The following is a 14,435-nucleotide window of genomic DNA, read 5'->3' on the forward strand; positions in this document are numbered from 1 at the left end:
GCGTGCTACTTCTTCTCTTTTTTCTCCACGTCGCCCGAAAGCGCGGCGATGAACGCCTCCTGAGGAACGTCGACGCGACCGATGGTCTTCATGCGCTTCTTGCCCTCTTTCTGCTTCTCGAGCAGCTTGCGCTTGCGGCTGATGTCGCCGCCGTAGCACTTGGCGAGAACGTCTTTGCGCATGGCGCGGATCGACTCGCGAGCGATGATGCGGGCGCCGATGGCGGCCTGGATCGGCACCTCGAACTGCTGTCGCGGGATGAGCTCGCGAAGGCGGCCCGTCATCAGCACGCCGTAGGCATACGCCTTGTCGCGGTGCACGATCGTCGAGAAGGCGTCGACCTGTTCGCCCTGGAGAAGGATGTCGACCTTGACGAGGTCGGCCTCCTGCTCGCCGCTCGGCTCGTAGTCGAGTGAGGCGTAGCCCTGGGTCTTGCTCTTCAGCGAGTCGAAGAAGTCGAAGACGATCTCGCCGAGCGGCATGTTGTAGCGCAGCTCGACCCGGTCTTCACCGAGGTACTCCATGCCGAGCAGGGTGCCGCGACGCGACTGGCAGAGCTCCATGATCACGCCGACGTAGTCTTTCGGCGCCAGGATCGCGGCCTTGACCATCGGCTCGGCGACCGACGAGATCTTGCCGTCGGGGAACTCCGACGGGTTGGTGACCGTGACCGTGTTTTTGTCTTCGGTGGTGACCTCGTAGACCACGCTCGGCGCGGTGGTGATGAGGTCGAGGTTGAACTCGCGCTCGAGGCGCTCCGTGATGATCTCGAGGTGCAGCAGGCCGAGGAACCCGCAGCGGAAGCCGAACCCGAGCGCAACAGACGTCTCGGGCTCGTAGACGAGGGCGGCGTCGGAGAGCTTGAGCTTGTCAAGCGCCTCTCGGAGCACCGGGTAGTCGCTGCCGTCGATCGGGTAGAGACCGGAGAACACCATCGGCAGGGGCTCGGTGTACCCGGCAAGGGCCTCGGTCGCGGGCTTCGCAGCGGTGGTGACCGTGTCGCCGACCTTCGACTGGCGAACGTCTTTCACGCCGGTGATCAGATAGCCGACCTCTCCCACGCTGAGGCCCTGCGACGAGATGGGCTCGGGCGACGAGACACCGATCTCGAGGATGTCGTGCACAGCACGGGTCGACATCATCTGGATCTTCTCGCGCGGCGACAGGGTGCCGTCGATCATGCGCACGTAGGTGATGACGCCGCGGTAGCTGTCGTAGACCGAGTCGAAGATCATGGCGCGGGCCGGAGCGTCTTTGACACCCTTCGGCGCGGGGATGCGATTGACCACGACGTCGAGGAGCTCTTCGACGCCGACACCGGTCTTGCCGCTCACGCGCAGCACGTCTTTCGGGTCGCCGCCGATCAGCTGCGCCAACTCGGCCGCGTACTTGTCGGGGTCGGCGGCCGGCAGGTCGATCTTGTTGAGCACCGGGATGATCTCGAGGTCGTTCTCGAGAGCGAGGTACAGGTTGGCGAGCGTCTGGGCTTCGATGCCCTGAGCAGCGTCGACGAGCAGGATCGCGCCCTCGCAGGCGGCGAGCGACCGGGAGACCTCGTAGCTGAAGTCGACGTGCCCCGGAGTGTCGATCATGTTGAGCGCGTACGTCTTGCCGTCGAGGGCCCATGGCATGCGCACGGCCTGACTCTTGATCGTGATGCCGCGCTCTCGCTCGATGTCCATCCGGTCGAGGTACTGAGCGCGCATGGCACGGTCTTCGACGACGCCCGTGATGCCGAGCATGCGGTCGGCGAGAGTCGACTTGCCATGGTCGATGTGCGCGATGATGCAGAAGTTGCGGATCGCGTCGGGCGCGGTCGACTTCGGCTCGAGGGCGGTGACGGCTTTGGGGCTCACGGAGACTCTCTGATTGCAGACGGGAGTGCGGTCCGTCGATTCTCCCACGGACCGGCGACGGTGCGGTTCGTCGGCGCCGGGTCGGATCCTTTGGTTCTGTTCTGTGGGGCCGAAGAAGAGCGTCAGGGCGCGGGAAGCGCCGAGAGGCCGCGAGTGAGAGCCTCGGCGGGAGAGGCGAGGCTGATGCGGATCCAGCCCTCCCCCGTGCGGCCGAACGCGCTACCCGGTGCGACGGCGACGCGGTGACTCAGCAGGAAGTCCTCGGCCCAGGTCGCGACGTCGCCGCGCGAGGCGTGGGAGACGTCGATCCAGAGGTAGAAGGCGCCCTCCGGGTCGAGATAGGTGAGGCCGCGCTCGTCGAGAAGGGCGCGGGCGAGGTCGAGGCTCTCTCGGTAGTGCTCGCGAGCGTCGGCCACCGGCTGGTTGTCGCCGGTCACGGCGGCGAGGGCGGCGTACTGGTCCGGCTCGGCGACGCAGCTGATCTGGGCCTCCTGCACCGTGCGCATCGTGTCGGCGAGACCCTTCGGCGTGACGAGATACCCCACGCGCACGCCCGTCATCGCGTACGTCTTACTGAGAGAGAACACGCTGAAGACACGATCGTCGTCATCCAAGGCCGCGAGACTGACGTGCTTCGGCCCGTAGGTGAAGTACTCGTAGACCTCGTCGCTGATCACCCAGAGGTCGTGGCGTTTCGCAAAATCAAGGATCCGTCGGAGCGTCGCTTCACCGAACACCACCCCGAGCGGATTCGACGGGGAATTGACGATGATCGCCCGCGTTCGATCGGTCACGAGGTGCTCGAGCGCCTCCAGGTCGGGCTGGAACTCCGCCTCGGGAGCGAGCTGGTAGGGCACGGCGCGGGCGTCGAGCATGTGGGCGTTCATGGTGAAGGTCGTGTAGCCGGGATCGGGGACGAGGATCTCGGATCCTGGGCTGAGGACGAGCCCCATCGCCTGGTGCAGCGCCTGCGTCGCACCCACCGTCACCCACACCTGCTCGACATCGGCCTGAATCTGGTTCTCCCGTGCGAGCTTCGCCACGAGGGCCTCGCGAAGGGGCGTGATGCCGCCGTTCGGCGTGTAACCCGTGCGGTCTTCGGCCCAGGCGCGGCGGGCGGCGTCGATGATGTGGCGGGCCACCGGGACGTCGGGCTCGCCGACCACGAGCATCGTGACGTCGTCGAGCTTCATCGCGATCTCGAAGACGCGACGGATTCCGGAGCCCGGCACGGACTCGATGTGCGGAGCGAGGGAAGGCATGCTGGGACGCTACTACGCGGATGTTTCCTGCTTGCTTCGTGCGTCTTGGTGCCTAATCCGTCGGCAACACGCGCCTCTGCCCTGCATTGTGGGCGGAGGGACCCCCTGGTAGTGTTGATTTTTGGCTTCCGCTGCCGCTTCCCCGCTGCGCAGCGAATCGCAGCCACCGTTCATCTGGTCAGTGTCTTTCGACATCGTGCCGGGCGGACATCGCGCTACCGCGAGCAGAACTTCCCTCTAAAGGTCTGGTCGGCTGCGTACAACAACTACAACTCACTCAGACGAAGGGTCACCACCGTGGCAAACATCAAGTCGCAGATCAAGCGCATCGGCACCAACAAGAAGGCCCAGGAGCGCAACAAGGCCGTCAAGAGCGGCCTCAAGACCGCCCTCCGCTCCACGCACACCGCCATCGCCGCCGGCGACAAGGCTGCTGCGACCGCTGCTCTCGTCGTCGCGTCGAAGAAGCTCGACAAGGCCGTCAGCAAGGGTGTCATCCACCAGAACCAGGCCGCGAACCGCAAGTCGGCCATCGCCAAGCAGGTCAGCGCGCTCTAAGCTGCGTCTTCTGGGCGGCTCTCGCCCGGCGCTTCGTGCTCGTACGAAGGCCCCGCTCTCCCCTCCGGGAGGCGGGGCCTTCGTCGTGTGCGCCGTGGTCGGGTGCTCGTCGCGCGCGAGATGGCCTGATCTACGCCGCTGTGGGGCGTTTCGACGTCGATTCGGCCATCTCGCGCCGCGGCCGCGCGGCCCTGCCCCGGCCCCGGCGAGATCGCACTCGTGGTCGGGTGCACCCGACCACAACTGCGATCCCGGCGATCGGCAGGCTCACGTAGCCCGCGGCCGTCGCCGAATCGGCGCGAGCCTCAGCGCAGGTCGCCGCGCCGGCTGATCACACTGACCATGCGTTCGAGCGCATAGACGGCATCGCGTTCGGCGCCCTTGACCGCGGCGTCGGTCGTGGCCAGGAGGTCGATGGCGTTGCCGAGCCCCTCGTCAGACCAGGAGCTGACGTCGCGCTGTGCCTTCTGCACCTGCCACGGAGCCATGCCGAAGCGCGAGGCGAGCTCGCCGGACGACGCGCGACTACCGCTCACCTTCGCCATCGTGCGCAGCTTGTTGGCGAACGCGGCCACGATCGGCACCGGATCTTGGCCGGACGCGAGGGCGTGACGGAGCAGGATCAGGGCCTCGCCGTGCCGGCCCGCGATCGCCGAGTCGGCGACCTTGAACGCGGTGGTCTCGACCCGGCCCGCGTAGTACTTCTCGACGGTGGCCTCGGTGATCTGCGCGTCGCCGTCGGCGAGTAGCTGTTGGCATGCGGCGGCCAGCTCGGCGAGGTCGTCTTGGAAGGCCTGCACGAGGGCCCGGAGTGCGCCCGCGCTGACCCTGCGGCCCTCGGCGGCGAACTCGGCGGCGGCGAAGTCGAGCTTCTCGGTGTCTTTCTTCAATTCGAGGCAGATGACCTCGATCGCTCCCCCGGCTCCTCCGCGAAGCGCGTCGAGCAGTTTCTTGCCCCGGACGCCCCCGCCGTGTCGCAGCACGAGGTAGGTGTCGTCGGCGGGGTTCTCGATGTAGTCGAGCGTTTCGAGCAGAAAGGCGTCGGTGCATTTCTCGACGTTCGAGACGCGGATGAGGCGGGGCTCGGCGAACAGCGACGGGCTCGCCACCGTGAGCAGCTGCCCGGGTGCGTAGTGGTCGGCCTCGATGTCGCTGATCTCGAGCCGCGGGTCTTCGGCCACGAGCTGGTCGCGGAGCTGCCTGATCGACCGGTCGGCCAAGAACTGCTCGGGCCCCGAGACGAGGATCACTCGCGCGGGCCGGATTCCGTGCCACGGCAACTGCTCGATCTTGGCCTTCGCGGTGGTGGCCTTGCCCGTCGCGCGCGCCATTTTCGTCCTTCGCTCAGCCCCGCCGCCCCGACCGGGCTCGGCTCGTCGTCAAGCCTAGAGGCACCCGCCGACGCCGGGCGCGCCCCGCTCTGCCAGAGCGAGATACGGCCATCGGCGGTTCCCGTCAGGGCCACCGTCCCGTCGCGGTCTGACCGGACGACCCTTGCCCCGGTTCGCTCGAGAAGGCGAACCGTCGCGGGTACGGGGTGCCCGTAGGTGTTGCCGGCTCCGACCCCGATGAGCGCGACCCGAGCGCCGAGGGATCGATACAGCTCGGGGCTCTGGTCGCGCGATCCGTGATGCGACACCTTCACGACGTCGACCGGACCGACGCCGAGACCGCGCCCGAGCAGGCGACGCTGGGCGGTCTCGTCGAGGTCGCCGAGGAGAACGGCAGACAGGCAGGATCCGGCACACCCGACCCGGGGCTCCACCCGCAGGGCCACACTGGCCCCGTTGCCTGCCTCCGTCTTCTCGGGTGGCCAGAGCACCTCGAGCGACAGATCGCCCAGGTCGAGCGACTCCCCCGGCCGGGCGTCGATCACGGTTGCCCCGCCGCGGCGAAGAGTTGCAACGAGCCGTTCATCACGCGGCCCCTCACCCGGGCCGACGAGTAGAGACTGGACCCGGCCGGTGAGCGACGGGGCGGCCCCGACGTGGTCGGCGTCGAAGTGCGTGAGGACGAGCAGATCCAACCGCTTGATCGCGAGGAGGTCGAGACACGACCGCAGAAGCGTGGCGTCGTCGCCGGTGTCGACCAGCGCGACGCGCCCCGCCGACCGAAGCAGCACCGCGTCGCCCTGACCGACGTCGCACTGTGCAATCTGCCAGTCGGGAGACAGGGTGGCGCGTCGCCCGAGTGTGCCGCCGACCGCGACGGCGCCGAGCGGCAGCAGGAGGCCCGCCAGCACGAGCGTGGTGACGAGCCGGCTCCGACGGTGCGACGGCAGCAGAATCGCCACACCCGCGAGTGCGGTCGCTACGACACAGACCCCGATGGCGAGGAGCGAACCGTCGGTCTCCAGCCTCATCGACGGGAGTGCGGCGGCGCCGCGGGCGACGAGTGCGATCCACGAGGCGGGGGCCCATGCGGCCGCGGCAGCGACGCCCGCGCCAAACGGCCACACCGGCCCCAGCAGGCAGGCCATCAGGCCGAGCACGGTGGCGAGCGGTGCCGCAGGATCCGCGAGCACGTTCGCCGGCACCCCCAAAACGGCGATGCCCGGGTCGAGGCTCAGCAGCAGCGGCTGCACCGCGGCCTGCGCAGCAACCGGCACCGCGAGCGCAAGGGCGAGCGGCTCGGGCATCACGCGGGCGAGGAGCGCAACGAGCGGCCTCGTGAGCACGACGAGCCCGACGGTGGCGAGAACGGAAAGCGCGAAGGCGTACGACCGCGCCAGCCACGGGTCGGTGACGAGGAGGATGACGACGGCGAGCGAGACGAGTGGCAGACCGCGCACGGGGCGACCCGCGGCCTGGGCCACCAGGGCGAGAACGGCCATCACGGCGGCGCGGACGACGCTGGGCTCGGGGGTGACCAGCACGACGAAGCCGGCGAGGACGACGATGGCGAGTGACGACACCAGGATCCTTGGCGCTCTGAGAAGGGCCCCGATCGCAAGGATCAGCGCGACGAGCACGGCGCAGTTCGCTCCGCTGACGGCGGTGAGGTGTGCCAGCGACGAGGCTTTCATCGCGGCGTCAAGGCCTTCGTCGACGCGGGAGGTGTCGCCGATCGTGAGGCCCGGCAGCAGGTCTCCGCCGTCGCCGGGGAGGCCCTGGGATGTGCGAGTGAACGACTCCCGCAGGGTGGCCGCGACGGCGTGGACGCCGGAGGCGCGTGACACGACCTCGATGTCGCCGGCGGGTCGAAGCAGAAAGGCGATGCTGCCGCCCGGATCGGCCACGCCGAGACGCCCGGTGAGTAACACGCGGTCGTCCGCGCCGGGTAACCGTTCGGCCGCCAGCCCCAGCACGAGCATCGGCACGTTCGCTCCCGACACGACCGGCACACCCCGTGCGCGCACGTCGGTGACCGCTAGCGCAACGCGGTCTGCGGTCGGCACTCCGACGACACGGCCGGTCATCTCGACCGTGGCCGACCGGTCGGCCAGTGCGACCAGTCGTTCCGGGGCACGGGCAGGTGCCTGCAGCACAGCGATCGCCGTCAGCAGGGCGACGACCAACAGCGCCAGCGACAGAGACGCCATCGTGGAACGCCACCGCCGGGCGACCAGAGCGCAGGATCCGAGCGCCGCCACCCCGACTCCCCCACAGACCGCTGCAGTAGGCCCGAGTGCGCCCGGCTGAGGGAGCACTCCCGCCAGGGCCGCCCAGCCCAGCGCTGCCGGGGCGCCCAATCGCACGTCGATCACGGCTCGGCCCTGCTGCAGCCGCAGGCAGCGGAGGGTGTGCTACGTCGGGCGGAGCAGTCGCGTGCAGAGGGCATGCCTCGACGGTAGAGAAGGCGACGACGACTGCGACGGGCCCGCGAGCTCTATGTGGATAAGTCGTTGTCGGGTCGGCCTGTGGAGACCGTGGCGGCGATTCTTAGAGCGCGTGCCCCTGCTCGTCGAGGTAGTCACGCCATGACCGGGTGGGATTCCAGCCGAGGAGTCGGCGGGCTTTGGCGATCGAGATACCGGAGGCGTCGACTCGGTCGAGGGGGCGCAGCTCGATCTGGTCTCCGTAATGCTCGCGGAGAAGCGCGGCGAAATCGTGCCCGCCCGCATTGTCGGGAGAGGCGATGTAGAACACCTCATGGCCCGGAAGATCAGACTCGCCTGACAGCACGAGGGCGTCGGCGAGGTCGTAGACGTCTATGTAGCTCCACAGATTCGCGCTGAGGTTCGAGGGGTCTCGCACCTGCTTGCCGAGGTTCTCCTCGTAGTTGTCTTCGTTGTGCACCGTGCTCGGCCGGATCGAGATCGCCCGAATGTCGGAGCGGCGCACTGCAGCATCAATGAGCTGCTCACCGAACGACTTCGACAGAGCATAAGGATCCTGCGGGTACAGCGGGTGGTCTTCGTCGACGGGCGCATAGTCGGGCAGGAAGGGCCGCTCCGGAAAGAAGTTGCCGACGATGCTCTCGCTCGACACGTTGACGAAACGCGTGACACCGAAGCGGACGGCCGCCTCGATCAGGTTGAACGTCGACATGAGGTTGGTCTGGAACACGACATGCGGCGGGTTGCCGGTCGGCTGCGGGATGGCCGCGACGTGGACGACCACATCGGCCCCGGCGACGACCGCGTACGCGGAGCCGGCATCGGTGAGGTCGGCCATCATGTACCGACCCGGTACGGTGACGCCGGCGTCGAACACCGGACGCACCAGATCGACGCCGAGCACATCGTGACCGGCGGCCACGAACGCCTCGACCGCGGCCCGACCGACTTTGCCGCGGGATCCTGTGATGACGACCTTCATAGTGTTCTCCCTCGAACCGGCATCCGGCACTTCGATCGAATCCGAGCGACACGACATAGACGAACTTACTCAGGGTCGGGTGAAAGCGCCGTCACCGCACCACCACCCCATCGCGAAGCTTCTGGAGTTTCTTCTCGCCGATGCCCGTGACGTCGAGGAGGTCGTCGACCGACTCGAAGCGGCCGTGCTCGTCGCGCCAGGCGATTATCGCGGCCGCGGTCGCTGGACCCACCCCGGTGAGGGTCTCGAGGGCGGCCTCATCGGCCGCGTTCAGGTCGACGGGCGCGGTGCCGGGGTCGGAAGCCGAGCTGTCGGATCCTGCGGGAGGAAGAGGAGGCGGTGACTCGCCCACCCGCGGAACGACGATCTGCTCGCCGTCGGTGACGGTGCGGGCGAGGTTCAGAGCGGCCTGGTCGGCGTCGTTCTGAAAGCCGCCGGCAGCGGCGACAACGTCGACGGCCCGCGCCGTGCCGGCTACCTCGTAGAGCCCGGGTTTGCGGACTCGGCCGAGGATGTGAACGAAGACGGTCGGCCCGGCCGAAGCGGAGGCGGAGGCGGTGGGGCGGCTCGTGGCGGGGGTCGAGCCGGATGTGAGGGGGACGTCGGAGACAGCCGCGCCGCCCGACCTCAGTGCCGACACGACCACGAGCACTCCGAAGAGGACGAGGGCTGCGACGACCGCGGCACCGACGCCGATTCGCCAGCGCGGTGCGGAGCCGGGCTCGCGGAAGTCCGGTGGGCGGGGCTCAGATGTGCGGAGCTGAGTGGTCATCCCTCGACGCTAGGGAAGCCCCCGTGCTGCAGATCCCGTGGCTGCCAACCCTGTAGACAAGCCGCCCCTAGCCCCTCCTGGGGAGACCTGGTTCGACCGGTGAGTGTCCACGATCTGCTGATCGGAGACCTCCCAAATCAGCAGATCCTGGACACTCACCCGCCGAGGCCGGAGGGCCGGCGCCGGAGGGCCGAGGCCGGCCGGGGGTCGAGCCCCGAGACAACGACAGTCAGCGAACGGCGATATTCACCACGCGCGGCGCACGGACGATCACGTTCACGATCTCCTTGTCGCCGACGGCACGAATGACGGCCTCAGAAGCCCGGGCGAGCTTCTCGAGCTCGTCGGAGGCGATCTTCGGCGACACCTCGATGCGGTCGCGCACTTTGCCGTTGACCTGGATGATCGCGGTGATGCTCGTCTCGACCAGGAGTGTGGGGTCGGCCTTGCGCCAGCCGTAGGTGGCGACGTCGGAGTCGTAGCCGAGCATCTCCCACATCTCGGACGCCACGAACGGCGAGAAGAGCGACAGGGCGAGCGCCACGGTCTCGGTGGCCTCGCGGACAGCCGGGTCGGCTGCCCCCGCGCCGGAGTCCACGACCTTGCGTATCGCGTTGACGAGCTCCATCAGTCGCGCGACGACGACGTTGAACTTGAAGGCCTCGACGAGACCGGGCGACTCCGAGAGGAAGCGGTGTGTCACCCGGCGGAGGTTCTGATCGCCCTCGGACCACACGGCGTCCGGAGCCGAGGTCACGTCTTTCGCGAGACGGTAGGCGCGCGCCAGGAACTTCGCGGCACCGGCCGGCGAGACGTCTTCCCAGTTGATGTCGTCTTCGGGCGGGCCAGCAAAGGCCATCGTCAGCCGGATCGCGTCGACGCCGTGGAGAGCGAGTTCGTCGGAGAGGTTGACCCCGCCCTTCGACTTCGACATCTTTGCGCCGCCCGACAGCACCATGCCCTGGTTCAGCAGGGCGCTGAACGGCTCGGTGAATCCGACGTAGCCGAGGTCGAACAGGACCTTGGTGATGAAACGCGCGTAGAGCAGGTGCAGAATCGCGTGCTCGACTCCACCGACGTACTGGTCGACGGGGGCCCACTTGTCGGCCTCCTTCGGGTCGAACGCCTTGTCGGGGTCGTTCGGGTTCAGGTAGCGCAGGTAGTACCACGACGAGTCGACGAAGGTGTCCATCGTGTCGGGGTCTCGGAGGGCGTCGGAGCCGTCGCGGGGATCTTTCACGGAGACCCACTCGGTGGCGGCGCCCAGGGGTGACTGGCCCTTCGGCTTCAGGTCGAGACCCTCGGTGGACGGCAGCTCGACGGGGAGCTGGTCGTACGGCACCGGCACCTCGGTGCCGTCGGCACCGTGGATGATCGGGATGGGGGTGCCCCAGAAGCGCTGGCGCGAGATGAGCCAGTCGCGCAGCCGGTACGTCTTGGCGGCGCGGCCGTCTCCCGACGTCTCGAGCGCCTCGATGATCTTCTTGATTCCGGTCGACTTCGACAGGCCGGTGAACACACCCGAGTTGAGCAGGCGGCCCTCGCCGGTCAGCGCCTCGCCGGTCTCGGCCGGGTTGGACGGCTCGAGGTCGTCGGGCAGGATCGCCAGACCGTTCTCATCGAGCTCGAGAGCCGGGATCACACCGGTGACGGGCGCGTTCACGTCGACGACCACCCGAACGGGCAGGTCGTACTTGAGCGCGAAGTCGAGGTCGCGCTGATCGTGCGCGGGCACGGCCATGACGGCGCCGTGACCGTAGTCGGGCAGCACGTAGTCGGCGGCCCAGACGGGGATCCGCTCCCCCGTGATCGGATTCTTCGCGTAGCGACCGAGGAACACACCGTTCTTGGGGCGGTCGGCGGTCATCCGCTCGATCTCGCTGGACTTCTGCACCTCGGTGAGGAAGTCCTGGAACACCGCGCGAATCTGCGCGTCGTCTTGCCCCGCTACGAGTTCGGCGGCGAGGTCGGACTCGGGGGCGACCACCATGAACGTCACGCCGAACAGGGTGTCGGGGCGCGTCGTGAAGACCGTGATCTTCTCAGAGCGACCCTCGACGACGAAGTCGACGTCGGCGCCGGTCGAGCGGCCGATCCAGTTGCGCTGCATGGCCAGGACTTTCGACGGCCAGCGGCCCTCGAGCTGGTTGAGGTCGTCGAGCAGACGGTCGGCGTAGTCGGTGATCTTGAAGTACCACTGGGTCAGCTTCTTCTTGACCACGACGGCACCCGAGCGGTCGGAGGTGCCGTCGGCCAGCACCTGCTCGTTCGCGAGAACTGTCTGGTCGACCGGATCCCAGTTGACCCAGCTGTCTTTGCGGTAGGCGAGGCCCTTCTCGTACATCTTGAGGAACAGCCACTGGTTCCACTTGTAGTACTCGGGGTCGGAGGTGTGGATCTCGCGGGTCCAGTCGACCGAGACGCCGTAGGCCTTCATGGCGGCGCGCTGCTGGTCGATGTTCGAGTAGGTCCACTCGCGCGGGTCGGTGCCGCGCTTGATGGCGGCGTTCTCGGCGGGGAGCCCGAAGGAATCCCAGCCGACGGGGTGCAGCACCTGGAAGCCCTGCTGCCACCAGTAGCGGGCGACCACGTCGCCGAACGCGAACGCCTCGGCGTGACCCATGTGCAGGTCGCCGGAGGGGTACGAGAACATGTCCATCACGTACTTGCGCGGGCGCTTGTCGCTGGCGTCGCTGACCGTGAAGGGTTGGCGTTCCTCCCAGATGGCCTGCCACTTCGTCTGAAGGCTCGCGAAGTCGTAGCCGCCCACTCCGAACTGGTCGTCGTGGGGTGCGCTGTTCTGGTCGTGCTCGTGTGCCACTGAGGTTCTCGCTTCACGTCTTGGGGGCAGGGCTGCAAGGCGGTTGCAGGCCCGACGATCTAGATTAGCGACTCGCCGCGCCGAGCACCTGCAGCAGCGGGGCAGCCTTGGCGTGCACCTCGGTCAGCTCGTCGGTCGGCACCGATCCCTCGGTGATGCCGGCCCCGACGCCGACGCGCGCGGTGCCCGAGGCGAGATCGAGCGCGATCGAGCGGATCACGACGGCGAGATCGGTCGTGCCGTCATAGCCGAACCGGCCCACGACGCCCGAATACACCCCGCGGGGATGCCCCTCGAACGACTGCAGCAGCGCCACCGAGCTGTGCTTCGGAGCGCCGGTCATCGATCCTGGCGGGAACGTCGCGCGCAGCACATCCACTCCGCTCAGCCCACGACGCACGCGGCCGGTGACCGTGCTGACCAGCTGGTGCACGTGCTCGTACGAATGCACCGCGAACAGCTCCGGCACCTCGACCGACCCCGCCTCGCACACTCGCCCGAGGTCGTTCCGCATCAGGTCGACGATCATCAGGTTCTCGGCGCGCTCCTTCGCGTTGCCACGGAGCTCTGCCGCGCTCTCGGCATCGACCTCGGGGTCGGAGTCGCGGATCCTCGTCCCCTTGATCGGCGACGTCGACACTCGCCCGTCAGTGTCGATTTGCAGGAACGACTCCGGGCTCGCCCCGATCAGCGCGAGCTCGCCGATGCGCACGAACGATGCTCGTGGTGCCGGTGAGTGCCGCCGCAGACGTGCGTAGAGATCGAGGTCGACCGCCGAGGTCGGCACCGAGACGGCGGTCGTCAGGCAGAGCACGAACGCCTCACCCTCGTGAATCGCAGCCCGACACCGCTCCACCAGCTCGACGAACCCGGCGTCGTCGTCGCGCCACTCCGGGTCAGCGGCTGAGACCGTCTCGAAAGACCCGAGCGCAGGATCCGCGGCTGCCGCCACCGGGCCACCATTCCACCAGCCGATCAGCGCTTCGACCCAGTCGGCGTGATCGCCCCGGGTCACCAGCTCCACGGTGCCCCGCACGTGGTCGAAGACGAGGGCCCGATCGACTTCGAGCAGCCCGAGATCGGGGTGGGTGTCGTCGGCCAGGGCCGCCGCCCACGCCGGGTCTCCCGGCGCCAAGAGCTCGGCCGCTACTCCGTAGCCGACGAGGCCCCACCAGCCGAGGGGCGCTTCCGCTTCGCTGGCCCCCGCGGCGAGGGCGGTGTCGAGGTCGCGGAGGGCGCCCGCGATGGCGCCCTGTGTAGAGGCGTGGGCGAGGATCCTGCGGTCTCCCCAGCCGACCAGCGTCGTCGTCGGATGTCCGGCCAGAGGCCGGCCACCTGCCAGGTCGCTCGCGGCTCCGGCGTCGAGCCACACGACGTCGCCGGCGTCGCCGAAGCGCCTGACCACCGTCTCGGCGGCGATCCAGCCGGGAAGCAACTGCCGCATAGGGTTGATTGTATGAAACCCGGCGCGGCGCAAACTCTGGTGGTCGACTCGTTCCTCGTCGACGGGGGGCGGATCCTTGCCGCCGCAGCCCACCGGTCGCGGTTCGTCACGTCCGTGGCCGAGCACGATGCCGATCTCGCCGAGGAGGCGGGTTCGTTCTGGGATGCCTCGGTCGCCGATGTGCCGTCGGACGGTCGCTGGTTTCCGCGCATCTCGTGGGCCCTGCCGGAGGGGAGCTCGACACCGACCTTCAAGGTGTCACCGCGCCCGGCGCCCACCGGGTCGGAGTCGCTCGTGCTCGCGACCGCGTCCGGCGACCCACGCACGACGCCGCTCGTGAAGGGGCCCGACCTCGCACGCTTAGACGCCCTCCGATCGGCAGCCGCCCGGGCTGGTGCAGACGAGGCGGTGATCCTCTCCCCCGACGGGCTGGTCGTCGAGGGCAACTACTCGTCGATCGTCTGGTGGCGCGGCGATTCGCTCTGCATCGTCGACGAGTCGCTCGCACGCCTGCCGAGCATCACCGAGAGCGCCCTGGTGACCCTGGCGACAGCACTCGGGGTCGAGATCGTTCCCGAGCTGGTCGAGCCCTCCGACCTGGAGGGCCACGAGGTTTGGTCGCTCGGGTCGCTGCACGGGCCGCGGATCGCGACGAAGTGGGTGGGCGGCCCGGCGCTGGCCGCCCAGCCCGGGCGGCTGCGGGCGTGGCGTGCCCGGCTGGACACGCTGAGGCGTCCGGTGGGTTAGCGGCCGCGCGGTGCTGAGTGCCGCCCTATGCCGTGCGGAACGCCCTCGGGGCAGCATTCGGCGCCACTCGCGGTAGGTGGCTCGCGGCGCCCGGTCAGGTTCAGTCGCCGAGTGCCGCTAAATGCCGCTCGGGCACCGGTCGGGCATGTATTCGGCGGCACTCGCCGCAGGTGGCTCGCGGCGCCCAGTCAGTGAGAGGCGCCCAGTCAGCACGA

The 14,435-nt window shown here is 68.6% G+C and carries 10 protein-coding genes; 2 read left to right on the plus strand and 8 right to left on the minus strand.

Annotated features, from left to right (window positions below; translation table 11 throughout):
• Positions 1–5: 5 nt before the first annotated feature.
• Entirely contained in the window at positions 6–1,856 is a 1,851-nt protein-coding gene (gene lepA / locus EDF39_RS14550; RefSeq protein ID WP_055958365.1) for a translation elongation factor 4, read from the minus strand.
• A 122-nt stretch (positions 1,857–1,978) separates the two neighbouring features.
• Positions 1,979–3,118 (minus strand): pyridoxal phosphate-dependent aminotransferase, encoded by a 1,140-nt coding sequence (locus EDF39_RS14555; RefSeq protein WP_123944143.1) that lies wholly within the window; start codon positions 3,116–3,118, stop codon positions 1,979–1,981.
• Between the two features lie 297 nt (positions 3,119–3,415).
• On the opposite strand from EDF39_RS14555, the gene rpsT reads away from it, so the two are divergent.
• On the plus strand, positions 3,416–3,676 hold the full coding sequence (gene rpsT, locus EDF39_RS14560) for a 30S ribosomal protein S20 (protein ID WP_055958372.1): 261 nt from the start codon (positions 3,416–3,418) through the stop codon (positions 3,674–3,676).
• 305 nt (positions 3,677–3,981) lie between these two features.
• Here the strand turns inward: rpsT and holA are convergent, their stop codons facing one another.
• The 6 genes from holA to EDF39_RS14590 form a co-directional block, all read right to left on the minus strand.
• A complete protein-coding gene (gene holA, locus EDF39_RS14565; protein ID WP_123944145.1) occupies positions 3,982–5,007 on the minus strand; it encodes a DNA polymerase III subunit delta in 1,026 nt (341 codons plus the stop codon).
• Positions 4,923–7,382: a ComEC/Rec2 family competence protein gene (locus EDF39_RS14570; RefSeq protein ID WP_123944147.1), complete on the minus strand. Its 2,460-nt coding sequence runs from the start codon at positions 7,380–7,382 to the stop codon at positions 4,923–4,925. The genes holA and EDF39_RS14570 overlap by 85 nt, the downstream gene beginning before the upstream one ends.
• A 175-nt stretch (positions 7,383–7,557) precedes the next feature.
• Positions 7,558–8,436, minus strand: a complete 879-nt coding sequence (locus tag EDF39_RS14575) for an NAD(P)-dependent oxidoreductase (protein WP_123944149.1) — start codon at positions 8,434–8,436, stop codon at positions 7,558–7,560.
• 91 nt (positions 8,437–8,527) lie between these two features.
• On the minus strand, positions 8,528–9,208 hold the full coding sequence (locus tag EDF39_RS14580) for a helix-hairpin-helix domain-containing protein (protein ID WP_123944151.1): 681 nt from the start codon (positions 9,206–9,208) through the stop codon (positions 8,528–8,530).
• A 229-nt stretch (positions 9,209–9,437) separates the two neighbouring features.
• Positions 9,438–11,978: a leucine--tRNA ligase gene (gene leuS, locus EDF39_RS14585; protein ID WP_199726223.1), complete on the minus strand. Its 2,541-nt coding sequence runs from the start codon at positions 11,976–11,978 to the stop codon at positions 9,438–9,440.
• 115 nt (positions 11,979–12,093) lie between these two features.
• Complete coding sequence (locus tag EDF39_RS14590) at positions 12,094–13,473, minus strand: anthranilate synthase component I family protein (protein ID WP_123944155.1); 1,380 nt, start codon at positions 13,471–13,473, stop codon at positions 12,094–12,096.
• Between the two features lie 12 nt (positions 13,474–13,485).
• Between EDF39_RS14590 and EDF39_RS14595 the strand changes: the two genes are divergently transcribed.
• Complete coding sequence (locus tag EDF39_RS14595; protein WP_158613238.1) at positions 13,486–14,220, plus strand: aminotransferase class IV; 735 nt, start codon at positions 13,486–13,488, stop codon at positions 14,218–14,220.
• Positions 14,221–14,435 lie beyond the last annotated feature (215 nt).

Source organism: Frondihabitans sp. PhB161 (genome assembly GCF_003814635.1).
GTDB lineage: Bacteria > Actinomycetota > Actinomycetes > Actinomycetales > Microbacteriaceae > Frondihabitans.

Coding starts and splice junctions, on each gene's coding strand:
- EDF39_RS14555 (WP_123944143.1), bottom strand. CDS start 3,118: ATGCCTTCCCTCGCTCCGCACATCGAGTCCGTGCCGGGCTCCGGAATC.
- holA (WP_123944145.1), bottom strand. CDS start 5,007: ATGGCGCGCGCGACGGGCAAGGCCACCACCGCGAAGGCCAAGATCGAG.
- EDF39_RS14575 (WP_123944149.1), bottom strand. CDS start 8,436: ATGAAGGTCGTCATCACAGGATCCCGCGGCAAAGTCGGTCGGGCCGCG.
- EDF39_RS14580 (WP_123944151.1), bottom strand. CDS start 9,208: ATGACCACTCAGCTCCGCACATCTGAGCCCCGCCCACCGGACTTCCGC.
- EDF39_RS14590 (WP_123944155.1), bottom strand. CDS start 13,473: ATGCGGCAGTTGCTTCCCGGCTGGATCGCCGCCGAGACGGTGGTCAGG.
- EDF39_RS14595 (WP_158613238.1), top strand. CDS start 13,486: ATGAAACCCGGCGCGGCGCAAACTCTGGTGGTCGACTCGTTCCTCGTC.